Below are 23441 nucleotides of genomic sequence, written 5' to 3' on the forward strand. Positions count from 1 at the left end.
AAATAGTAGTAGTTGTTATGATCCGAAATTCTTACATGTTACTCATGAAGAAAATGAAAAAAAGCCTCTCTGTTCAAATGGAGCTTTCCATAAGAATGAGAGGCCATCATGCATAGAAGCTACTATATAATGTGCGACACTCTAGCTTATTTTAAAGGAACCTGCTTGGACAGCTTTTCAAACTGCTGCAAGTGAGGGGTGATCTTGGCGGTAATCCCTTTGAGATATTTGATGGCCGCTTGTCTTTGACGTTCTTTGGTTGCGACCTCTTCAGGGAACATGGAGTATTCCTTTTGAACGGAGCCATTTTTATAATTTACGGAGAAAAGCTCTCCTTGCTGCCACCTTTGGACCAGATCCTGATTACTGTGCAAAATATTTAGCACTTCTTTACCATTTTTATAAGTAAAGCTGTAGTCTGGATCGGCTACAGCATGGATCACTTGGTAGCCGTTCTGTAATCCATTGTTCTGAAAAGTACCGACTTGGATTTCATTCGAACGTATCGTTCCGTCCGTTTGCGTCACTTTATCAGTCTGCGTACCCTTGCCACTTATGGTGTCATTGCTCCACGTTCCGCTATATACGACTTTATGATGTTGTCCATCTGCATCCGTGTATTGATTTATATATTTCCCAGTACCTGATCGCTTGCCATTCACAAAATCACCCGAATACTGCTTATATTCGCTCCATTTGATCGTACCGCGCCCGTGTGGCTGACCATTCTCAACCTCTCCATAGTAAGTAGCCTGCCCGGATAACTGAAGCAATTCCTTGGTTGCAGCTGCATTCGCTGCAGGTATATTTACCAACAGCGCTCCAGAAATCAGCGATGTAGACACCATAATAGGCAGGGACAAAGCCTTTCCTTTTTGCCAAAGTTTTTGCATCATGAGTTCTCCCCTTTCGAAGCTTTGAGTTTCTACGAATCATGTTCAACGACCCAGCACCGTTTTTATACTATTTTGTGCTTGGTGATTTATAGTTTAATATAGATTGAGAATTATAGGAAACTGTTAAGTGAAAACAGGTAATAAGGAGGGGAATTCTTGAATTTACCAGAACATGGGAGTGAGGATGTATCTAGCATTCTTGCCGTAGAGTTGGTACAGAAGCCTGTGAAGACCATAAAAGGAATCCATCAAGTGGAGCCAGATGCTAATATCTATTGGCTGATTGATGTGGAATTCAGTGGTTTTACGTTGTCAGATGAAGATATTTTGCAATTGCTTAAGGGGTATATTGTGTATGGGCATGTCCATGATTTGCAGATATGGACTAGTGTGGGACGCAGACCGGCAGGCGAATGCCATTATGATAAAATCTGTATTTGTATGGATATATTCGATAATGTAGAGATGCAGATTCGATTGGAAGAAGCCAAGGTTACTGACTTTATGAACACACTGCCAGCGCGATTTGAGGAGAAGGGTACCGTTCGTGTGCTTCCTCGGGAGGACGCTGCTCATGCACGTGCAAAAGCGGAAAAACTTCAAGCATTTGTAGATCAGGAAGGTGAGAGGGAACACACTGTCATGCTTAGGCTGGTAGCAGATCAAGGTCAATCTTACCGTGGAGTGGACATCTGGGATGTCATGCTCAGCCTTGGAATGGAGTGGGGAGATATGGATATTTTCCATGCACACCATCACGGTCCGGGAGGCTATGATGAACTATTTAGCGTACATACGGGAACCGATCCCGGCTTCTTTTGGTTGAGTACACTCGCAGAAGATCGCTTTGCAGATTTGATTTTCAGTATGGATGCGGTACGAACGGTGCAGCCGCAAGCTGTGTTTGAGGCGATGTGGAAAGGTGCCGAATATGCGCGCGCCAGACTCGGTGGGACATTAGTGAATGAACAGGAGCTGCCAGCTGTACAGGAAGACTATCTGCGCCAGATTCAAGAGATGGAAGACCGCTTAAGTGAGTTTGGTTGTAGAGCAGGCGAGGATGTTGTGATGTTTCTATTCTAGGTTAGAAAGGAGTGATTTCGTTGTCCAGCAACTCCATTGAGAAGCTAAGAACGATTCTAAGACGTAAAGCTACTATTTTTCATACAGGGGGACGCAGACCGTCGGGTTCCCTTGATCAGAGCTGGATCGGTAGAGTCACAGTAGCTTTACCGACAGAGGAACAGCCGATTGATGTACAGGGAAATGTTATGGTTCCGATCATGCAATTGTATCTGCCTGCTATGCCTTTTGTTCCTCAAGCTATACGTGATATCAAGCTGTTGACAGTCTTCCTGTCTCCCGATGTACTGGATCATGAGGATATGGAAGGATATATGTGTATTCGTGAGTATACGTCGGTAGAGGATTTGGTTGAAAAAGATTTTGGTCCGGCATTTATGCAAATCAAAGCATTTCCGCTGTTCCCCGAGCTCATAGAGAATGATTATCCGGTCTGGGACGGTGAAGATATTCCTGAGGAATACGGCAATGCCCTCAAAGATATGGACGAGGAGGAGCCCGACTATTTCGAGGACATCGTAGAGGACATATATGCGGTTCACAAAATGGGTGGCTATCCCAGCTTTATTCAACCAGGCATCGACTTTGGCGAAGGCTGTGAATTTGTGTTTCAGATTGCGTCAGATGCCAAAGCCGAATTGAATATTGTCGATGGGGGTAGCTTTTATTTTGCCAAGCATCAGAATGAAGGAACCTGGCGAGGTTACTTTGATTTCTATTAATAAGCTCATGTAGGGAAGAGCCTGGAAGCGATCGTTTTGTACAGCATGGTTCGAATACTTTTGAGTCTATCGAAGTTTTCCTGAAAAGTAACTCCGGCATGTTGTTGCAAGCCTTCTTCGAAATCTTTTTTATAATGGAGCATAGCTTCTGGGTAAAGGCCAATGATATGAATTTGATTCCATGTCGGAAAGGCGTGATGATGGTACCACACTTCCAATGTTTCAAGGGCAATCATCATGTAGCACCACTTTTTATGCTCAAGAATGTTTCGCATGGCAGGGCCGTTATTGTGAATCATAATGTGCCGAAATTCATCCAAATATGGGGCTTGCACATCTACATATTCAACAGCAAAAAAGGGTTTGAATGCACGTCGCTGTACATGTTGCGGTGGTGTGGGGTAATTCGATTGGGGCGTGCTGATCATCAATTCGCTGCGTACCTCTATTTCTTTTGGGAAGCCTATCAGCTGTTGCTTTAACTTCACATATTGCTCGGCGACCGATTTGCTTTCAACTTGTAGAAGCAGCAGGAAGTTCCATGAATCGAATTCTCCGCGCTTTTCTGCCGTCAATCTGAATCTGTAGACTTCATAGCCTTGGATCGTATGCTCAACCATACATTGTTCCAAAAATGGTTTGACATTTATATTAAAATATTGAATGTACCGTGACATGGATAATTTAGGAATACGATGGCTTTCAGCCAGATAGAGTTGGTGATCAACAGACTGCATGACCAATCTCCCTTCTGTTTTATATTAGACTATCCTATCTTATCATTTGTTTATAATTTTCCATACATTGTCATGTTCAGTGTGGAACGATATACTCGTAATTTAGAAACTATTGAAATGAGGTAAAAAGATATGAATGTTTTAGGTCAGTTAGGATCTGCTATCCAGAGCAGCCTATTTATTCAATCCGAACTGAAGAAAGCACATGCATTGATTCAAAAGCACGACCTGCCTGTAGAGCAGGTGGAAGATGATTTTCACAAGCAAATTATCTTGCTGGAGCAATATGCTAGCACTCGCATTTTTCAGCAAGGGCTTGCCAGGTACAAAGTAATCAATGCAATGCTTATGATCCTATCTGTGATTATATTGCTGGCAGCAGTTATCGTTGCAGTGGTGGAATATTTGCAGCCGGAGCGGCATCTGCTGCAAGTGTTGGCGAATGCCATGTTTGACCACTGGGTTCCCTCTATTACGATACTTAGTGTTGTATTTGTGGGTGTGATCGTTCTTGCCATCGTGAGAAATGTTTATGCCAGACGATTACATACGCGTGTGCTGGATCGGTCCTGGCAGGCCATTTTCCATCATGTGGACAAACGAGGATAAAGAGTAGCTGTAGAAGATTGGCATATCAGTTTAAGGAGTGGCAGCAATGAATGACTGGGAATCGGGCATCATTCAAGTTGATAATGAGCACGCGATTTATTCTTCTTTAACAGAAGAGCAGTTGTTAGAGACCGATTTGTACACGAAATATTTTCATTCTGTAAGAAAGCTAGGGAATGATTACATTTGGTATCATTTTGATCAGGTTCCTTTGCTGCACCGGTATTTTTTTGTGTCTGTATGCTTTAAGGATACAAGTCTAGTGGTTGTGGAGATTTCGCTCCAAGGCAATGAATTTCCAACTTCATGGGATAATTGGTCTGAAGAAGGGGAAAGAAAGCGTCAAAGGGAGCATGATCGTTTGTTACAACGACATTTGTCCGTAAAGCCAAACTATCGTCAAACCAAGCCTTACCCCTATATGGAATATGAACTTGACTGGGGGAAAATCTCTTCTTATTTTGACCCGCGGTCGGGAAATACGGCCGTTGCTTTTAAGTATAAAGGTGAATAGCGATCTTGTAGGTGAGACTGTTGGCATAAGTAAGGAGAAGTGTGATGGATAAAAAAGCAAAGAAAATACTCATGAACACTTTCTGGTCCAGCGGCTGGAAGCAGGAGCGAGGACCCTTTTCGGGTGAGGATTTTGAATATGCCAAAAGCAAGGGCTTGATGTTCGATCCGATCACCATTACGCATGATGAGATGATAAATAGGTTACATGAGTTGCATCAGCAAAAGGCTACAAAAGAGCGAGTGGCAGCGGCGTTTTTGCACAGTCTTTCCACGAAAAAGGTTCATTTGCGAAGCGCCTTATCAAGCTGGGCATTAACCGCAAAACTGCCTATGCATACCTATGGGGAGCGACCTGTCGTCCTGCCCAATTACAGCAGCTGTGGGGATTGTAATTTTCATAAACTAATGTCCGATAAGGAATACGTCAATAAGGATTTGAATGTTCTAAATTTTGAACGGATCAAATGGGGCGGTATTCGGCTGAATCACCTTCTTTACTGCTGGATGGACCTTGAATTGTTTAGTCAAGAAGAGGAGTTCCAGGTTTCGGATGAGGATCTGGCTATCCTTCATAACATGCTGGAAGCCGTTCAGGACTGTGAGGCTCAGAATGGTGCGCGGCAATTGGAGAAGCGCTGGAAAGATGTGTTCCCATCCAGCAAAAATGAACGCGACGTGGTTATGGAGGTATGGGGATATGCTGGCTTGCTGGCACCACGGGACACACCTCGTAGACGCCGCGGCGGCAATGATGATTTTTATTCGGTAGCAGCCTGGCAAGGAGATGACGGATACTCCCAGGAAGCGCTGGACTATTATTTTGGTACGTTTTTATAAAGAAAGTGAAGGTTTATCTTCAGGTTAGGCTATTCCCCCAAACAAAAAAGGGAACTCCCTGATTGGTTCAATTGGACAGAATACTTAGAATTATAGTAGGGTGAAAAATTGAATTTTGGGGGAATGGATGATGAGTCGATTAACCGAAGCTATAAAGATGTTACACATTGTGAAAAAAGGATCAAGACTTTGAAAGGGATCAGTAGATACATCCCCAATCAGCATGGAGCCTGGGCAATGCTCATTCTTCCATTTTTGTTTGGCTTAGCTGCTTCTCCAAAACAATTCATTCATATACCTCTATTCGTATGCTGGTTTTTTATCTATTTATTTAGTTTTCCTGTTCTCCAATGGATCAAAACGGGAAACAGTAAAAGATACCGTAAACCTGTTGTTATATACGGAGCAATACTCCTTCCTCTTTTGGCTTCTCTAGTATGGGTTAAACCTGCGTTGATCTGGTACGGAGTTCTGCTCCTGTTCTTTTTTATGGCTAATATGTATTACGCCAAAATGAAGAATGAGCGTGCTTTGTTAAATGACATTACCGCGATTCTGCTTTTCTGTTCTTTTATATACCCTGTTGTTCATATTGGAGAAGGTGGAGATTGGACATTAACCACAGAGCTATTTTTGCTGTTGGTATGTTATTTCATAGGAACGGCTCTTTATGTTAAAACGATCATCCGTGAAAGAAAAAATCCACGTTACTATTATGCGTCTATTATCTATCATCTGATCATTGTGCTGTTGGCCGCCTGGATCAAGGTGTTTTTGGTTATTCCATTTTTAATTTTGTTCATACGAGCTATATGGCTTCCTAAATTCGAGTTAAAGGCAAAGCATGTAGGCATGGCTGAAATTGGATTTTCATTGATGCTCTATGTATCTGTGCTGTTTTTATATTTTTAAAAAGGAGAGACATCAATGATATCTTTGCAAACGCCACGAAATTATCGCGTAGACCCGTTTATCGTCATTTGGGAGGTAACGAGAGCTTGCGCATTAAAATGCCTTCACTGTAGAGCGGAAGCCCAATATAAGCCTGACCCTCGTCAGCTGACATTTGAAGAGGGCAAAAAGCTGCTCGATCAAATCGCTGAAATGAATCAACCACTGGTGGTTTTCACAGGTGGAGATCCGTTATCGCGTCCTGATTTATTTGAGTTGGCTCAATATGCAATTGAGGAGAAAAAGCTATCGGTTTCCATGACACCCAGTGCTACCCCAAAAGTGACAAGAGCAGCGGTCGAAAAAGCAAAGCAGGTTGGATTATCACGATGGGCTTTTAGCCTGGACGGTTCATGTGCGGACATTCATGATCATTTTCGCGGGACTGTGGGTTCTTACAATACGACCATGCGGGGAATTGGATATTTGAAGGAATTGAACATCCCTATCCAAGTGAACACCACCGTGTCCCGATACAATCTTCACGATCTGGAGCGAATTGCAGAAAAGGTAAAGGAAATGCAGGCGGTGTTATGGAGCTTGTTTTTTCTCGTTCCAACCGGGCGTGGTATGGAAAAAGATATGATTACTCCTGATGAGCATGAGGCTGTAATGAAGTGGTTGTATCAGATACAGCAACAGATGCCCTACGGTGTAAAGGCTACCGAAGCACCTCATTATCGAAGGGTTGTCCTACAGGAAAAGCGTAAAGCAGTGAAGAACGGTGCAATGTTCGAACCTAAACGGGCAGATGTTTTGGGACGCGCGCCTAAAGGCGTAAATGATGGAGATGGATTTGTTTTTATCAGTCATATTGGCGAAGTGTACCCGAGTGGGTTCCTGCCGTTAACATGCGGAAATGTACGAAAGGATAGTTTGGCACATATTTATCGGGAATCTCCGATTATGAACCATCTTCGGGATAAATCTCTGCTTAAAGGCAAATGTGGAGTTTGCGAATTCAATACAGTCTGTGGAGGCTCCAGAGCAAGGGCTTTTGCCATCACAGGAGACTATTTGGAGAGTGACCCTTATTGTGCATATATGCCTGAAGTGGGGAAGGAAACGTGTGCTCATGAATAAAAATGCTAAAAGAGTTGTGATCCTTGGTGGAGGAATAAGCGGTTTAAGTGCTGCCTATTATGTGAAAAAGCTGGCGGAGGACAGGCAGCTTGAAGTGGAGATTACACTGGTGGAGAAAAGCGACCGTCTGGGAGGAAAGCTGCAAACGGTTCGCCAAAACCATTTTATGATCGAAAAAGGACCGGATGCTTTTCTGGCCAGAAAGACGGCTATATTGGATCTGACTATGGAATTGGGGCTGGAAGCCGATTTAGTGGCAACAAACCCGAAGGCCAAGTCGGCCTCCATTTTGCATAAAGGCAAGCTGCATACCATGCCGATGGGCTTTATTTTAGGTATTCCAACGAAGCTAACTCCCTTCATTCGGACAGGGTTAATCTCTCCACTGGGAAAAGCGCGCGCAGCTCTGGATTTAATTATTCCAGCCAAGCAAGGCGATATGGATGAATCTCTGGGGGATTTTATCAAGCGGCGTCTAGGTAAAGAGGTGTTGGAGCAGATTACTGAGCCTTTGCTATCTGGTATTTACGCTGGCGATACGTATTCTCTTAGCCTCAAGTCAACCTTCCCTCAATTTAAGCAGATGGAACAAAAGCATGGAAGTTTGATTATAGGTATGGCTAAAGGAGCGGGGAGAAAGTCGGGTGCACCTAACAAATTGCCGGATATCGCTAAGAAAAGCATGTTTCTTTCCTATCGACATGGATTATCGACCATTGTGGATCGGTTAAAGGAAAAGCTCGACACCGTCCATTTTGTGATGGGACAGCGTGTGGCTGAGGTGAGAAAAGAGGATCGTTATCAAGTAGTTCTAGACCATGGGCAAATCATAGCTGCAGATGCAGTGATCTGCGCTGTTCCAGCCTTTGAAGCGGCCACATTATTTTCCGATATCGCAAGTGTGAGCTGGCTCCATAAGATTAACTACGTTTCGGTAGCGAATATTTCCCTGGCGTATAAAAATTCAGACCTTGATCTTGCCTATGAGGGAACTGGATTTTTAGTTCCCCGCAAAGAAGGAAAAATGATTACGGCCTGTACTTGGTCATCGACAAAGTGGAGCCATACCGCACCTGAAGGGTATACACTCTTACGGACTTACATTGGGCATGCAGGCGCACAGGGATGGGTTCAGATGACAGACGATGAACTTGTAGCTGCGGCGCGCAAAGACCTGAAGGATTTAATGGGAATCGATGCTGAACCTGAATTAACTGAAGTCAGTCGGTGTAATCAATCCATGCCACAATATCCGATAGGACACAAAGAGCAGATGGCGAAGGTGAGACATGATTTGTCACAGGATTTTCCGCGTGTATTTTTATGTGGTGCTGGTTATGGAGGGGTTGGCATTCCGGATTGTATCGCTCAAGGCAAAGAAGCAGCTGAACAGCTGGTCTCAGGTTTTTTATAATCAGGCTCTTTCCACGAGTGAAAAAGGGATCGCCCTAATTGGTTCAGCCTTGAGAGAGACATAAAATGAGAGTTAAGTATAAAACTGAAGTAAGATGGGGGAATGAAAATGAGCCAGTTAACGGAAGAAACATGGGTAGCGGACATTGTAAAAGAAGTACCCAAAACAAGTGACTTGTTCCGTAAACTACGGATTGACTTCTGCTGTGGCGGAAAAATATCGCTCCGTGAAGCGGCTGCCAGCCGGGGGCTGCACGCTGGTGAACTGCTGGCGCGGGTGCATGAAGTGGAGGAAAATCAGGCACAGCATAAGCAAATGCAACCCTCCTCACTAGAACCCAAAGAACTGATCGCCTATATTCAGGATGAGTATCATACAAAGTTGTGTGAAGAACTAGCGGCGCTCACACCGTATATTACCAAGCTAACACGGGTTCATGGCGAACGCTATTCGCACCTGAAGCGAGTGAATGAACTTTATACCTTGCTTAAACAGAAGTTAACGGTACATATTCAATTCAAGGAAAGTCTTCTGTTTCCGTTGATTCAAGCGTTTTTTCAGGACTCGACGTTTGAGCGTGTGGACGCACTTCTTTTTCACTTATCCGAGTTGCAAGACGAACACCAAGCGGTTGTGGATTCACTGCAGGAGCTGCGTTTGATTACCAATGGCTTTGAGCCGTTACAGGAAGCTTGTGGCACACATCGACTTGTATTGAAGCGTTTGGAGGACCTGGAAGCGGACATTTATAATCATATTCTTCTTGAGAATTGTACACTAGTTGAACGTACCAGACAGGCACAACCCCATTCATAATGAAACCTATCACTTCATGACAGGCTAGACGTAAGGAGTCAAACAAAATGAAAAAAATTATCAAACATAGCCAGGCACTCTTTTTTGCTTTTTGTGTTGTGTTATTACTAGCAGGGTGCGGTGCGGGGCAACAATCAGCTTCAAGTGGTAGCAGCGCGGTCCAGAACGAGGTCTCCGGCCAGGATTCATCGAAAAAGACTGAAACTGTAGAACTGACCATTTCCGCGGCTGCGAGCTTAACAGATGCACTTAAAGAAATCCAGACATTGTACGAATCATCCCATAAAGGTATTCAATTGAATTTCAACTTTGGTGGTTCTGGTGCACTGGAAAAGCAGATTGAGCAAGGAGCTCCATCGGACTTGTTTTTGTCTGCTTCGAAGAAAAACATGAAGTCTCTCGTAGATCAGCATTTAATAGAGAGCAATAAACAAAAAACATGGCTGACGAACGAGTTGGTAGCGGTGATCCCTGCTGACGGGACGACGAGCATCACGAGTGTAAAGGATTTAATGCAAAAAGAAGTGAAAAAGGTAGCAATCGGTATTCCTGAGAGTGTTCCTGCAGGCAAATATGCACAGGAAGCACTGACGAACATTAAGCTTTGGGATGTGTTACAAGACAAGCTTGTTCAGGCAAAAGATGTTAGACAAGTGCTGCAATATGTAGAAACGGGTAACGCAGATGTCGGATTTGTGTATAAGACAGATGCGTTAACTTCGCAAAAGGCGAAAATTGCTTTTGAGGTGGACTCTAAAACTTATTCAACGGTTGAGTACCCTATCGGGATCATCAAAGCTTCCAAACACATCCAAGAAGCCGAAAGCTTCTATGAATACCTTCAATCGCAAGAATCTCTGAACATTATGGCTAAGTATGGATTTACCATACCGAAGTGAGCATGCAGGCTATAGATTGGAGCGAATATTGGCCTCCGATTCGATTATCGTTACAGATTGCACTGTTATCCAGCGTTTTGGTGATCCTATTAGGCTTGTTTGCGGCATGGTCCATGTCGCGGTTAGGATTATTTAAAGGGAAAACACTCGTTGAAACCGTGCTTATGCTGCCTTTGGTGCTCCCGCCGACGGTAGTTGGATTTTTACTGCTAATCTTACTCGGACGAAAAAGTGGGTTTGGACGTTTGGTGGAGCATTGGTTTGGCGAGCCTATTGTATTCTCATGGTGGGCTGGGGTCGTGGCCGCGGTGGTTGTGGCTTTTCCCCTAGTCTATCGGACACTGAGAATGGGATTCGCTGCAGTGGATCGTGACTTGGAAAACGCAGGGCGCTCGATGGGGGCAAATGAATGGCAGGTCTTCCGATATATCACCTTTCCTTTGATTTTCCCTTCTTTTAAAGCGGCCTTTATACTTGGTTTTGCCCGTGGGCTGGGCGAGTTCGGTGCTACGCTGATGATTGCCGGAAATATTCCGGGTAAAACACAAACGATCCCTACAGCCATCTATATTGCAGTGGATTCTGGTCATCTTCCTATGGCCTGGGCTTGGACATGCTCGATCATATTCATTTCCTTTATAATGCTCCTGTTAACAGGCCAAAAGAACAATTAATCTATTCATACAAGCTTCCCTCTGGTAGAGGGGGGCTTTTTTTGTATCTTTCCTTAGAACGAGGGATTTTCTATAGCGCTATAGGACATTCCCTAATGGGAACGGAGAGGAATGAATTACATAATGAGAGTAAGCGAATGAATCCTCTCCGCGGGTTTGCAACGGGCTGATTTATTCTGAAAAGGAGCGTTGATCACCGATGAAAAAAAAATATAGTCTCAACTTCTTCAAGCCAATCGAGAGCTATTCTGGAAATTGGTCAATCCTTGAAGAAAAAAATAGAGAATGGGAAAACGTGTACCGCCAGCGTTGGTCTCATGACAAAGTGATTCGCACGACGCATGGTGTTAACTGTACCGGCTCCTGTAGCTGGAAGGTTTTTGTTAAGAACGGCATCATCACTTGGGAAAATCAGCAAATCGATTATCCCTCCTGCGGTCCAGACATGCCAGAATTTGAGCCGCGTGGATGCCCGCGTGGTGCTTCATTTTCCTGGTATGAATACAGCCCGTTACGTGTGAAATATCCATATATGCGCGGTAAGCTATTGCGACTATGGCAAGCTGCCCTCAAGGAGCATAGCAATCCGGTAGACGCATGGGCCAGCATTGTGGAAGACCCGGAGAAAGCCAAGCTCTACAAATCGGCTCGCGGCAAAGGCGGGCATGTTCGTGTGGCTTGGGATGATGTTCTACACCTGATTTCGGCGCAATTAATTTATACCATTCGTAAGTACGGTCCTGACCGGATCGCAGGCTTCACACCCATTCCAGCGATGTCAATGATAAGCTACGCCTCGGGAGCGCGGTTCATTTCATTGCTTGGTGGGGAAATGTTGAGCTTTTACGACTGGTATGCTGATCTTCCGCCTGCTTCTCCCCAAATTTGGGGTGAGCAAACGGACGTACCTGAATCCTCAGATTGGTACAACGCGGGCTACCTGATCATGTGGGGCTCGAATGTGCCGCTTACCCGGACGCCGGATGCCCACTTTATGACGGAAGTACGCTATAAAGGAACCAAGGTCGTATCCGTGGCTCCGGATTTGGCGGAAAATGTGAAGTTCGCTGACAACTGGCTTGCACCTAATCCGGGTACAGACGCCGCTGTGGCACAGGCGATGACCCATGTCATTCTGGATGAGTTCTACCAGGAACGTCAGGAACCCATGTTCATTAACTATGCCAAGCAATATACAGATATGCCATTCATGATTCTGCTTGATCCCCACGAAGGGGCCTGGAAAGGTGGACGTTTTCTGCGGGCGAGTGATCTGGGAGATGCTTCACAGCATGCAGATTGGAAACCGGTCATTTTCGATGAAGTAGCAGGGGAAATGATGGTCCCGAACGGAACAATGGGACAGCGCTGGGAGCAGGATAAGAAATGGAATCTGATCTTGGAGCGGGAAGATGGAACCAAGGTTGAGCCTGCGCTCACGGTGGAAGGTCATGACGAGCAATGGGAAGAAATCGTATTCCCTTATTTTGATAACACAGGTAACGGAACATTCAAACGTGTCATTCCGGCGAAAAAAGTACGTCTGGCTGATGGTTCAGAGCGCCTCGTAGCCACCGTATATGATTTGATGATGAGTCAGTATGGTGTCGCTCGCAATGATAGCCCTCATAATGCAAAGGATTATTACGATGCAGCTTCTCATTACACTCCTGCCTGGCAGGAGAAGATCACGGGAGTCAAGGCATCGGTCGTAGTGCAAGTTGCTCGCGAATTTGCTCAGAACGCCATCGACACTCAAGGACGTTCCATGATCATTATGGGGGCGGGGATCAATCACTGGTTTAACAGTGACACCATTTATCGCTCCATCTTGAACCTGGTCGTGCTGACGGCTTCCCAAGGTGTTAACGGTGGAGGCTGGGCGCATTATGTAGGTCAAGAGAAGTGCCGTCCTATTGAAGGCTGGTCAACGATTGCCTTTGCCAAAGACTGGCAGGGACCGGCTCGGTTGCAAAATGCTACTTCGTTTTTCTATTTTGCAACTGAACAGTGGCGGTATGAAGAAAGCGGCACCGACACATTGAAATCGCCGACTGGGGGAGAGGTCAGTTACCAACATCCGGCGGACTACAATGTACTTGCTGCACGGTTGGGCTGGATGCCTTCTTACCCGCAGTTTAATAAAAACAGCCTGCTATTCGCCGAAGAGGCGGCGCAATTAGGCAAGAAGTCAAACGAGGAAATCATTAACCACACTGTGGAAGAGATTAAATCGCGTAAGACTCGTTTTGCTATTGAAGATCCAGGGGCAGCGGAGAACTTTCCGCGTTCGCTCTTTATTTGGCGGTCCAACCTCATTTCCAGCTCGGCCAAGGGACAGGAATATTTCATGAAGCATTTGCTCGGAGCCTCCGACGCGCTGCTTGCCCGGCCGAACGAAGATCAGAAGCCTGAGGAAATCGTCTGGCGGGAAGATGTGGAAGGAAAGCTTGATTTGATGGTCGCACTTGATTTCCGGATGACCACAACGCCATTGTACGCGGATGTCGTACTTCCGGCGGCAACCTGGTATGAGAAGACGGATTTGTCCTCGACAGACATGCATCCGTTCGTGCATCCATTTAATCCTGCGGTAAATCCGCTTTGGGAATCACGTTCGGACTGGGATATTTACCGTCAGTTGTCTGAAACCTTCTCGAACATGGCCAAAGAGCATCTACCGGGAATATATAAAGACCTTGTAACTGCACCGCTTGGGCATGACTCCATAGGCGAAATTGCGCAACCGATGGGTCTTATAAAGGACTGGACGAAAGGCGAGGCCGAAGCTGTGCCGGGTAAAACCATGCCTAATTTCAGCATCGTAGAACGCGATTACACCAAAATTTACGATAAATATGTCTCGCTCGGTCCAAATTTGGCTACTGGAAAAACGGGCGCGCATGGCGTTAGCTTCTCGGTAGCGGATGAATATGAGGAATTGAAGAAGCTGAACGGGGTTTATTACGATGAGTCCATTAAAGATGGACTGCCGAAGATCCAGACAGCCCGTCAAGTGGCTGATACGATTCTTCATCTTTCGTCTGCAACGAATGGTCGTGTCTCCCAAAAAGCCTACGCAGAGGCGGAAAAGGATCACGGTGTGAAGCTAATGGACATCTCAGCCGACCGCGCCGCCGAGAAGATCACGTTCCAAAGCATTACAGCGCAGCCGCGTGAAGTTATACCGACACCGGTATTCAGTGGCTCTAACAAACAGGGACGTCGCTACTCGCCATTTACCACGAATATTGAGCGTCTCGTTCCGTTCCGGACTTTGACAGGAAGACAGCATTTCTATATCGATCATGAAATCTTCCAGCAGTTTGGGGAGTCGCTGCCTATCTATAAACCGACTTTGCCACCGATGGTATTCGGTACACATGATCGGGAAATCAAGGGTGGCCAGGATTCACTTGTGCTTCGTTATCTGACTCCACACGGGAAATGGAATATTCACTCCACTTATCAGGATAACCAGCATATGCTTACGTTGTTCCGTGGAGGCCCAACGGTATGGATCAATAACGAAGATGCAGCAACTCATGCTATTGCCGACAATGACTGGCTGGAGGTGTACAACCGTAACGGTGTCGTAACCGCCCGAGCAGTTGTCAGTCACCGGATGCCAAGAGGAACGATGTTTATGTACCATGCTCAAGATAAGCACATTCAAGTGCCAGGCTCCGAAATCACGGATACACGCGGGGGCAGTCATAATGCGCCAACAAGAATTCATCTCAAACCGACCCAGATGGTTGGCGGATACGCTCAGCTTAGCTACGGGTTCAACTATTACGGTCCAATCGGCAACCAGCGCGATGTGTACGTAGCGGTACGTAAAATGAAGGAGGTTAACTGGCTTGAAGATTAAAGCTCAAATTGCCATGGTCATGAACCTGGATAAATGTATTGGCTGCCATACGTGCAGCGTGACGTGCAAAACAACTTGGACAAACCGCAAAGGTGCGGAATATATGTGGTTCAACAACGTGGAAACGAAGCCCGGTATTGGTTATCCAAAACGCTGGGAAGACCAGGAACAGTATAAGGGGGGCTGGCAGCTTCGCAAAGGGAAACTTGAACTGAAGTCAGGGAACAAGCTGTCCAAGATAGCGCTCGGTAAAATTTTCTACAATCCCGATATGCCTGAAATGAAGGATTATTATGAACCCTGGACTTACAATTATGAACATTTGACCAACGCCAAAGAGCAGAAGCATTCTCCGGTCGCGCGTGCACAATCTGCTGTAACAGGCGAAAAAATGGATCTGAATTGGGGGCCAAACTGGGAGGATGATTTGGCAGGTACCCATGTGACAGGACCTCTCGATCCCAATATTCAGAAAATTGAAGAAGAGATTAAATTCAATTTCGAGAAGTCGTTCATGCTGTATCTTCCTCGGCTTTGCGAACACTGTTTGAATCCAAGCTGTGTCGCATCCTGCCCTTCAGGTGCCATGTACAAACGGGACGAGGATGGCATCGTGCTTGTGGATCAGGAAGCATGTCGCGGCTGGAGATATTGCATGACGGGTTGTCCTTATAAGAAAGTGTACTTCAACTGGCAGACGAACAAAGCAGAGAAATGTACCTTCTGCTTCCCGCGCGTAGAAGCCGGGTTGCCAACCGTCTGCTCCGAGACGTGTACCGGACGAATTCGTTACCTTGGCGTTCTATTGTATGACGCGGATAAGGTGCAGGAGGCTGCTTCTAAAGAGGATGAGAAAGATCTGTATAAAGCACAGTGTGATTTGTTCTTAGACCCAAGTGATCCAGCGGTAATTGCGCAGGCAAAAAAAGATGGGATCTCGCAAGATTGGATTGAGGCTGCGCAGAACTCACCGGTCTACAAGCTTGCTATTGAGTATAAGCTGGCATTCCCGCTTCATCCGGAATACCGCACGCTGCCGATGGTCTGGTATGTACCACCACTTAGTCCGATCATGAATTACTTTGAAGGGAAAGACTCCATCGAGAATCCAGATATGATCTTTCCAGCTATCGAAGAAATGCGCACGCCTATTCAGTATCTTGCCAATATGTTGACGGCGGGCGACACCCAGACGGTGAAAGAATCGCTGCAGCGGATGGCTATGATGCGCTCCTATATGCGTGCCCAGTCCACAGGACAATCTTTCGATGAAAGCCGTCTGGAACGCACCGGCATGACAGCACGTCAGGCCGAGCAGATGTACCGGCTTCTGGCCATTGCCAAATACGAGGACCGTTTCGTTATTCCAACATCGCATAAAGAGGGTTATTCTAATCCATATCGCGCCCAAGGAGCTGCTGGTTACGGTGATACCTTAGGGAATATGGAAGGTTGTGGAGTTGCAGGAGCTGGCTGTAGCGGTTGTAGCCTGGCAAGCTCCACGGGAATGGAAGAGCCTTCGAAATCAGGCAAGCAAATGTATGAAGAAAACTTCTACGGGGGTATTTGGCGTGATTAATGTAGCGAAACTGTATGAATTCAAGCCTTCATTCGGGTTTTTCGCCCAACAACTCATGTACCCGGAAAAGCTGGATTTTCATCCGGCTTTTCTGGAAGCATCATTTGATCCGGATCATCCTGCGTATACGCATGCTCATAAGTACTGGTCTCTTATGCAAGAGTTTAGTATGGAAGAGATCCAGGAACTGTATACAGAAACCTTCGATTTTCAAAAAAATTGCGCACTATATATGACTTACTTCAAGTGTGAAGATGCAAAAGAAAGAGGACAAATGCTGGTAAAGTTAAAGGTTCTCTATGAAATGTATGGTCTTGAAATGCCAGATGGTGAGCTGCCGGATTACCTACCGCTCATGTGTGAATTCCTGTATGCCGCCGAATGGGTACAGGATGCAAAGACGACAGAAAATTTCCGCATGCCGATCGCGATTTTGGAAGACGGCACTTATCATTTGCTTAAAGCGCTGGAAAAAATGGAAAGCCCGTATTTTCATCTGGTCAAGGGACTGCGCGAAACGCTTAAAGCTTGCGTAGAACAGGAGGCAGCCACGCTATGATGATGGAGCAGTTTTTATGGGTCATTTTCCCTTATATGTGTGTGGTCATTTTTATCGTAGGCCATATCTTCCGCTATAGAACGGACCAATTCAATTGGACGGCAAAATCGAGCGAATTTATTGAAAAGAAACAATTGATGATCGGAAGCCTCTTATTCCACCTGGGGATCATTCCAGTTATTTTCGGTCATGTGTCTGGTCTGGGTATACCCAAAACCTGGATGCATGCACTGGGGGTAAACGATCATCTATATCACATTGGAGCGGTCTATATTGGTGGAATATTTGGAGCCATGACGTTCCTTGGGATGTTGATACTTACCTCTCGACGTTTTACAATTCGTAATGTGCGTCGTTTAAGTACAGCTTCTGATTTGATTGTAAACGTATTGCTGTTGGCGCTTGTGTGCATGGGGATGTTTGCCACTCTCGTAACGAATGCGGTTCAGCCGGAATTTGATTATCGGGAGACTATCTCGATCTGGTTCCGCGGTTTGTTCATATTCCGTGTTGACCCTACACTGATGAGAGACGTACCGATCTCGTTCAAGCTTCATGTCCTTATGGGTTTTGCGATTTTTGCATTCTGGCCGTTTACCCGGCTTGTACATGTGTGGAGTGTTCCGTTGAATTATGTGCGCAGAAGTTATATCCTTTACAGAAGACATAAATCAAACTAGGAAAGCGGGCCCTGCCTTCTTTCCTAGTTTTATTAGGAGAGAGTGATGAATAATAAGATGGATTATCAAAGGGAGCTTGAGCGAATACGCGAACATTTCGGTTATGATTTTATGGCACTTGCTCTGGTTGAACCGGCCGAATATCAATACGTCATTAAATGGAAAAACGCCGCTGGCAATTTGAATGATCGATTTAAGCGGATTGTACTGCAATCTGGAAAGGGCATAGCAGGAGTCGTGTTTAAAACCGGGAAATCTATCTTTATTCCATCTGTTCATCAATTTGTTGGGGCAGACAACCTGTTTAACTATCCAATCGTTCAATCCGAGAAGCTCAAGAGTCTCGGCGCTGTGCCCCTGTGGAATGATGCTCGCGTCGCGGGTGTGCTGCTGGGTGGATTTCGAGAAGAACAGCTGATGACCGAAGCTATGATGCGTGATTTGGAAACCTTGGCACATAGGGGAATTGGAGAGTTGAACGGGAAGGAAGTGATCTGAATTGACATTGTCTATAGGGACAGACTCTTTGAGTGCGCTAATGGTGAAGATGTTTGAGAACAGTACAGAAGCTATCTTCTTTTTTGATAGGGAAGGGAAAACCCTAGCCATGAACCCGGCGGCTGAGGAGATTGTAGACGATGACGTTCTCATTCAACTCTATGAAGGACAGGACAGGGCCTTATGTGGAACATGCAGAGGCTATACAAGCGACACAGAGCCCCGTACCTGCCTCGACTGTTATTTCAATGTGCCTGAATCCAACAATTTTGCTTCTTTTCAGGTTTATCTGGAGACGAAAAGCAATGGAATGGTTCCCTATGCAGCTTCTTTTCATACGATTGATTCTACAAATGGAATCCGGGTGCTGATGCTGAGAGATTTGACCCCGCAATTTCAGACGCAGGAGAAATTGTATCAGAACAAAATGATGAAACATGTTATTGAAGCACAGGAAAACGAGCGTAAACGGCTTTCCAGAGAGCTGCACGACAGCGTCGCCCAGGAATTGATGAGCGCGGTTGTTGAACTACGGGTATTAAAATACATGACGAATGATGAGCAGCTCATTAAAAACATGAAACAAACAGAAGCATCCATGACACGCTTGCTGGATGATATCCGCAACCTGTCTGTGGATCTTCGTCCTGCTACCCTTGATGATTTTGGACTTGAGGCGGCATTCCGTTCCCACTTTAAGCGGGTCGAGCAAAGTTTTGGTCTAGTGGTTGAGTTCGTATCTGATCTTCCCCAGAAGCGGTATGGAAGCGAAAAAGAAACAGTCATTTATCGCGTCTGTCAGGAGGCTGTGCTCAATGCGTTAAAGTATGCCCAGGTGGATACCGTTAAAGTTACTTTGTCGGAGCACGAACACGCGCTTCGTTTGACTGTAGAGGATAATGGGATTGGCTTTGATAAGGGGGGCAAGCCTATTGGAACAGGACTTGGCTTGTATGGTATGCAGGAGCGAGCAGAGCTGGTAGGTGGAAGTTTTGGCGTCCTTTCGAATGTTGGCCAAGGAACCAAAGTCTTTTTACAAATTCCGATTGGACACGAGGAGGAATAGAAACTTGATCAAAATTGTATTAGCGGATGATCATGCCATTGTACGAAGCGGATTTTCCATGATTCTCAACTTCCAATCGGATATGGAGGTTGTCGGAACGGCTGCGGACGGGATTGAAGCGTATACTATGGTAGCCAAACATCAGCCGGATATTCTAATTATGGACCTCAGCATGCCTCCAGGCGAAAGTGGATTGATCGCCACAGGCAAGATTAAAGAGGACCATCCTGATACTAAAATTCTGATTTTGACCATGCATGACGACGAAGAATATCTATTTCATATTTTGAAGAATGGTGCTTCAGGGTACGTTTTGAAAAATGCGCCAGATGAGGAGTTATTGCTTGCCATACGTACCATTCATGGGGGCGGGACGTATATCCATCCTAAAATGGCCACTTCTCTCGTGCGTGAGTTCATTAAGAAAGACACAACATCACAAACCGAAGATCCGTATGAGATTCTGTCCAAGCGCGAGCTGGAGATTCTCCCTTTGGTTGCAAAGGGATACGGTAACAAGGAAGTTGCCGAAAAGCTGTTCATTTCTGTCAAAACCGTGGAAGCGAATAAAGCTAAAATCATGGAGAAGTTGAACTTAAAAAGCCGGCCTGAGCTGGTCCAATATGCTTTAAAGAAAAAAATGCTGGATTTCTAGTTTATGAAGAAGATTATTTTTAATCCAATAATATATCTACAATGAATCAAGCAGCTTCTTACGAGAAGCGGCTTTTTTATTTTCAGGGACTCCCCTGACCGGGAAAGGGGAGTCCCCTATATTCGAAAGGAACGGCTAGCGGCTACAATGGGAACAGAAAAATACAAATCAAACATTCGACAGAATAAAGTTGAAAAGGTGAGTTAAATGATTAGAAAAATGCAGTTGCCGCTACAAACATTGAACCTGATTCTTGGATTCATGGTGTGGGTCATCATTTCTTCCCTCATGCCGTTCATTACGGAGGATATTGCGATTCCACCCGGAAAACTGGCCATGGTTACGGCGATTCCGGTCGTGCTTGGATCGATTCTGCGCATTCCGCTTGGTTATTATGCCAATATCTTCGGGGCGAGAATCGTTTTCCTCGTTAGCTTTGTTTTGCTTTTGTTTCCGGTCTACTATATCAGTGAAGCTTCGACGATGACGGATTTAATTATCGGTGGCTTGTTCCTTGGGATTGGGGGAGCGGTGTTCTCGGTTGGAGTAACTTCACTGCCCAAGTACTATCCGAAAGAAAGACATGGCTTTGTCAACGGGATGTATGGTGTGGGCAACCTGGGGACAGCGGTAACGACTTTCTCCGCTCCGATTGTAGCGACACAGGTAGGATGGGCACTTACAGTCAAGCTGTACCTTATCCTATTGCTTGTTTTTATCGTTTTGAATTTCTTCTTTGGGGACCGTCATGAAGCTAAAGTCAAGACGCCCATTATGGAGCAAATCAAAGGGGTTTACAAAAATGAAAAGCTTTGGTTTTTCTCGCTCTTTTATTTTATTACGTTTGGCTCATTTGTAGCGTTTACGGTGTATCTACCGAATTTTCTCGTATCGAATTTCGAACTGGATAAAGTGGATGCAGGGATGCGTACAGCAGGCTTTATCGCAATTGCTACATTCTTCCGCCCGATCGGTGGCTGGCTGGCGGATCGTTTTCAGCCCTTGTTCCTGCTGGTAGGTACGTTTGCTGTATACACGGTCGCTGCGATTCTTTTGGCTTTTTCCCCAGACATCACCCTGTATACCGTAGGGTGCTTGGCTATCGCTGTGAGTGCGGGAATCGGGAACGGTGTCATTTTCAAGCTAGTTCCATTTTATTTTAATAAACAGGCGGGCATAGTGAACGGAATTGTATCCATGATGGGTGGCCTGGGTGGCTTTTTCCCTCCGATCTTGTTATCGACGATTCATGCGGCTACTGGCCAATATTCCATTGGGTTCATGTTACTCTCCCAAGTGGCACTCGCTAGCCTGATTCTCGTCATATGGCTATATTATCAAGGACGTTTCCCCGTAACTGCCGAGCAGAACCGCTTTGAGAAACAAAAGGAACTTCAGCAGTAAAGCATTAAGAGTGGAGAAATTATAAAGACACCTTTAACGTTTCTAGCGAGAGCCACAGGAAAAAGCACAAAGTTAACGATCGCTCTTCAACGTTAGGGGGACATTGTGATGAAGGAACGTTATTCAAGACAGATCTTATTTAGACCCATCGGCAGTGAAGGACAACGTAATCTGTCTGAAGCTGTTGTTACCATTATCGGCTGCGGGGCACTAGGCTCCGCCATCGCTGAAACATTAGTAAGAGCGGGCGTCGGAGAGATTCACCTGGTTGACCGTGATTATGTGGAGACGTCGAATCTGCAACGCCAGCAGTTATTCACGGAGCAGGATGCTGCACAAATGCTCCCCAAGGTAACGGCTGCTGAAAAAAGGTTAAAGGCGATACGAGAAGACGTACGCTTGTATACCTATCTCGACAGCTTGGATACCGGGCTTGCTCAAGAGCTTGCTGGTAAAAGCACATTGCTGATGGATGCAACGGATAATTTTGAAACCCGGCTGCTTATAAACGATGCTGCACGAAAGGCTGAAATTCCATGGATTTACGGCGCCTGTGTTGGAAGCACAGGCGTTGTTTTTCCGTTCGTGCCGGGCAAGTCAGCTTGTTTTCGTTGCCTACTGCCATCGCTGCCGGCAATCAATCAGACCTGCGATACGGCTGGAATCATCTCGCCCGCAGTTCAAGTGACGGCTGCTCTCCAAAGTGCAGAAGCCATGAAGTGGCTGAGCGGTAAACGTGATAAAATGCGCAGCAAGGTTCATTTATTTGATCTATGGGAAAATACGCAGATGGACATAGGGATTTCCCGCATCCGCAATCAGAATTGTCCGACCTGTGGAGAGCATCCTGTGTTTCCTACACTGACCGCATCCCGTCGCTCGGCGTATGCTTCGCTGTGCGGACGGGATGTAGTGCAGGTTCTTCCAGACCCTCATCGTCCGATTACGTTGGACGATGCAGAGAAAATGGGCAGGCTTATGGCGGAACGTGTAAAAAGGACCCCTTATTTCGTTGAATTTTATGCCTTTGAGCACCGAATGATTTTATTTAAAAACGGAAGGCTCCTCATTCACGGTATTGGAAGTATTGCCAGAGGTCAAAAGCTATACCATCAGTTGTTCGGTTAAACAAGGGATATAGATCCAGGAAATATAAATAGTGAGCAGAGTTTTCATAGCAGAGTAGCTTGCCAGGTGGCTGGAAGGTGGAAAAGATGAGTGTATTTGAAATCGTGACGGAGCCCATTCTTCCGCAGATTTATGCAGATTATGTCTTAAGACCAGAAGCGGGAGCGGTGACCGTGTTTACAGGGCACGTAAGAGAGTGGACCCAAGGCGTACGGACATTATATCTTGCTTACGAGGCCTATGTGCCTATGGCTGAGAAAAAGCTTGCAGAGATTGGCCACGAAATTGAACAGAAATGGGAAGGGACAAGAGTAGCAATTGCACATCGGATTGGTGAGCTTCAGATCGGTGATATTGCCGTTGTCATCGCTGTTTCTTCACCACACCGCTCGGATGCGTATAAGGCGAATGAATACGCAATCGAACGAATCAAGGAAATCGTTCCGATCTGGAAGCGAGAGATATGGGAAAACGGAACACAATGGATCGGACAACAAAAGAAAAAGCCGGAGGAAATCAGTCATGATTAAGCTGTACTATTTTGCGGGACTCCGTGAAGTAACGGGAAAATTCGAAGAAATGGCAGATTTGGCAGGCCAAACTGTAGGGGAATTATACAGTTGGATCACAGATAAATACCCGGATATGCCGATCAATTCTACACGAATTGCAGTAAACGAGGAGTATGCGTTGCTTACAGATGTACTGCAGGATGGAGATATCGCAGCTTTTATTCCGCCTGTCAGCGGCGGCTAGTGAAA

At 45.7% G+C, this 23441-nt stretch carries 24 protein-coding genes; 22 read left to right on the top strand and 2 right to left on the bottom strand.

What is annotated here, in order from left to right:
• Positions 1-146: 146 nt before the first annotated feature.
• Complete coding sequence (locus HFE01_RS12695) at positions 147-893, bottom strand: MORN repeat-containing protein (protein ID WP_044787723.1); 747 nt, start codon at positions 891-893, stop codon at positions 147-149.
• 159 nt (positions 894-1052) lie between these two features.
• Here HFE01_RS12695 and HFE01_RS12700 point away from each other — a divergent pair, with 159 nt between their 5' ends.
• Entirely contained in the window at positions 1053-1979 is a 927-nt protein-coding gene (locus tag HFE01_RS12700) for a cell division protein ZipA C-terminal FtsZ-binding domain-containing protein (RefSeq protein WP_044787722.1), read from the top strand.
• A gap of 11 nt (positions 1980-1990) precedes the next feature.
• Positions 1991-2701, top strand: a complete 711-nt coding sequence (locus HFE01_RS12705) for a DUF1963 domain-containing protein (protein WP_243208186.1) — start codon at positions 1991-1993, stop codon at positions 2699-2701.
• Between the two features lie 5 nt (positions 2702-2706).
• Here the strand turns inward: HFE01_RS12705 and HFE01_RS12710 are convergent, their stop codons facing one another.
• A complete protein-coding gene (locus tag HFE01_RS12710; protein ID WP_107733179.1) occupies positions 2707-3438 on the bottom strand; it encodes a hypothetical protein in 732 nt (243 codons plus the stop codon).
• A gap of 132 nt (positions 3439-3570) precedes the next feature.
• On the opposite strand from HFE01_RS12710, the gene HFE01_RS12715 reads away from it, so the two are divergent.
• The 20 genes from HFE01_RS12715 to HFE01_RS12810 all read left to right on the top strand — a co-directional run bounded on the left by HFE01_RS12715 (position 3571) and on the right by HFE01_RS12810 (position 23436).
• The gene (locus HFE01_RS12715; RefSeq protein WP_044787716.1) at positions 3571-4047 is read left to right on the top strand and encodes a DUF6097 family protein; all 477 of its coding nucleotides are present in this window, start codon (positions 3571-3573) and stop codon (positions 4045-4047) included.
• A 46-nt stretch (positions 4048-4093) separates the two neighbouring features.
• Positions 4094-4561 carry a hypothetical protein gene (locus HFE01_RS12720; RefSeq protein WP_044787715.1) on the top strand — a complete coding sequence of 156 codons (468 nt, stop codon included), beginning with the start codon at positions 4094-4096 and terminating at the stop codon, positions 4559-4561.
• Between the two features lie 44 nt (positions 4562-4605).
• Positions 4606-5400, top strand: a complete 795-nt coding sequence (locus HFE01_RS12725; protein ID WP_044787713.1) for a hypothetical protein — start codon at positions 4606-4608, stop codon at positions 5398-5400.
• 123 nt (positions 5401-5523) lie between these two features.
• On the top strand, positions 5524-6312 hold the full coding sequence (locus HFE01_RS12730) for a YwiC-like family protein (RefSeq protein ID WP_044787712.1): 789 nt from the start codon (positions 5524-5526) through the stop codon (positions 6310-6312).
• A 15-nt stretch (positions 6313-6327) separates the two neighbouring features.
• Positions 6328-7434: a TIGR04053 family radical SAM/SPASM domain-containing protein gene (locus HFE01_RS12735; protein WP_044787710.1), complete on the top strand. Its 1107-nt coding sequence runs from the start codon at positions 6328-6330 to the stop codon at positions 7432-7434.
• Entirely contained in the window at positions 7427-8848 is a 1422-nt protein-coding gene (gene hemY, locus HFE01_RS12740; protein WP_044787708.1) for a protoporphyrinogen oxidase, read from the top strand. Before HFE01_RS12735 ends, hemY begins: the two co-directional genes overlap by 8 nt.
• A gap of 108 nt (positions 8849-8956) precedes the next feature.
• A complete protein-coding gene (locus HFE01_RS12745; RefSeq protein ID WP_044787707.1) occupies positions 8957-9664 on the top strand; it encodes a DUF542 domain-containing protein in 708 nt (235 codons plus the stop codon).
• A 47-nt stretch (positions 9665-9711) separates the two neighbouring features.
• On the top strand, positions 9712-10563 hold the full coding sequence (modA, locus tag HFE01_RS12750; protein ID WP_044787706.1) for a molybdate ABC transporter substrate-binding protein: 852 nt from the start codon (positions 9712-9714) through the stop codon (positions 10561-10563).
• A complete protein-coding gene (gene modB / locus HFE01_RS12755; RefSeq protein ID WP_016821794.1) occupies positions 10560-11237 on the top strand; it encodes a molybdate ABC transporter permease subunit in 678 nt (225 codons plus the stop codon). The genes modA and modB overlap by 4 nt, the downstream gene beginning before the upstream one ends.
• A gap of 199 nt (positions 11238-11436) precedes the next feature.
• On the top strand, positions 11437-15111 hold the full coding sequence (locus HFE01_RS12760) for a nitrate reductase subunit alpha (RefSeq protein ID WP_167438679.1): 3675 nt from the start codon (positions 11437-11439) through the stop codon (positions 15109-15111).
• Entirely contained in the window at positions 15101-16690 is a 1590-nt protein-coding gene (gene narH / locus HFE01_RS12765; RefSeq protein ID WP_017426862.1) for a nitrate reductase subunit beta, read from the top strand. The genes HFE01_RS12760 and narH overlap by 11 nt, the downstream gene beginning before the upstream one ends.
• Positions 16683-17249, top strand: a complete 567-nt coding sequence (gene narJ / locus HFE01_RS12770) for a nitrate reductase molybdenum cofactor assembly chaperone (RefSeq protein ID WP_126665921.1) — start codon at positions 16683-16685, stop codon at positions 17247-17249. Before narH ends, narJ begins: the two co-directional genes overlap by 8 nt.
• The gene (narI, locus tag HFE01_RS12775; RefSeq protein ID WP_013372381.1) at positions 17246-17929 is read left to right on the top strand and encodes a respiratory nitrate reductase subunit gamma; all 684 of its coding nucleotides are present in this window, start codon (positions 17246-17248) and stop codon (positions 17927-17929) included. The genes narJ and narI overlap by 4 nt, the downstream gene beginning before the upstream one ends.
• Before the next feature lie 45 nt (positions 17930-17974).
• Positions 17975-18427, top strand: a complete 453-nt coding sequence (locus HFE01_RS12780) for a GAF domain-containing protein (RefSeq protein ID WP_016821790.1) — start codon at positions 17975-17977, stop codon at positions 18425-18427.
• A gap of 1 nt (position 18428) precedes the next feature.
• Positions 18429-19493, top strand: a complete 1065-nt coding sequence (locus HFE01_RS12785; RefSeq protein WP_017426863.1) for a PAS domain-containing sensor histidine kinase — start codon at positions 18429-18431, stop codon at positions 19491-19493.
• A gap of 7 nt (positions 19494-19500) precedes the next feature.
• The gene (locus tag HFE01_RS12790; RefSeq protein WP_038978085.1) at positions 19501-20148 is read left to right on the top strand and encodes a response regulator transcription factor; all 648 of its coding nucleotides are present in this window, start codon (positions 19501-19503) and stop codon (positions 20146-20148) included.
• Between the two features lie 207 nt (positions 20149-20355).
• Positions 20356-21552: a nitrate/nitrite transporter gene (locus HFE01_RS12795; RefSeq protein WP_017426864.1), complete on the top strand. Its 1197-nt coding sequence runs from the start codon at positions 20356-20358 to the stop codon at positions 21550-21552.
• Between the two features lie 108 nt (positions 21553-21660).
• A complete protein-coding gene (locus HFE01_RS12800; protein ID WP_126665919.1) occupies positions 21661-22680 on the top strand; it encodes a ThiF family adenylyltransferase in 1020 nt (339 codons plus the stop codon).
• Positions 22681-22766: 86 nt separating this feature from the next.
• The gene (locus HFE01_RS12805) at positions 22767-23210 is read left to right on the top strand and encodes a molybdenum cofactor biosynthesis protein MoaE (protein WP_026065414.1); all 444 of its coding nucleotides are present in this window, start codon (positions 22767-22769) and stop codon (positions 23208-23210) included.
• Positions 23203-23436 (top strand): MoaD/ThiS family protein, encoded by a 234-nt coding sequence (locus HFE01_RS12810; protein WP_016821782.1) that lies wholly within the window; start codon positions 23203-23205, stop codon positions 23434-23436. The genes HFE01_RS12805 and HFE01_RS12810 overlap by 8 nt, the downstream gene beginning before the upstream one ends.
• Positions 23437-23441 lie beyond the last annotated feature (5 nt).

The sequence above is a fragment of the Paenibacillus sp. EKM10P genome, assembly GCF_011800655.1.
Lineage (GTDB): Bacteria > Bacillota > Bacilli > Paenibacillales > Paenibacillaceae > Paenibacillus > Paenibacillus polymyxa.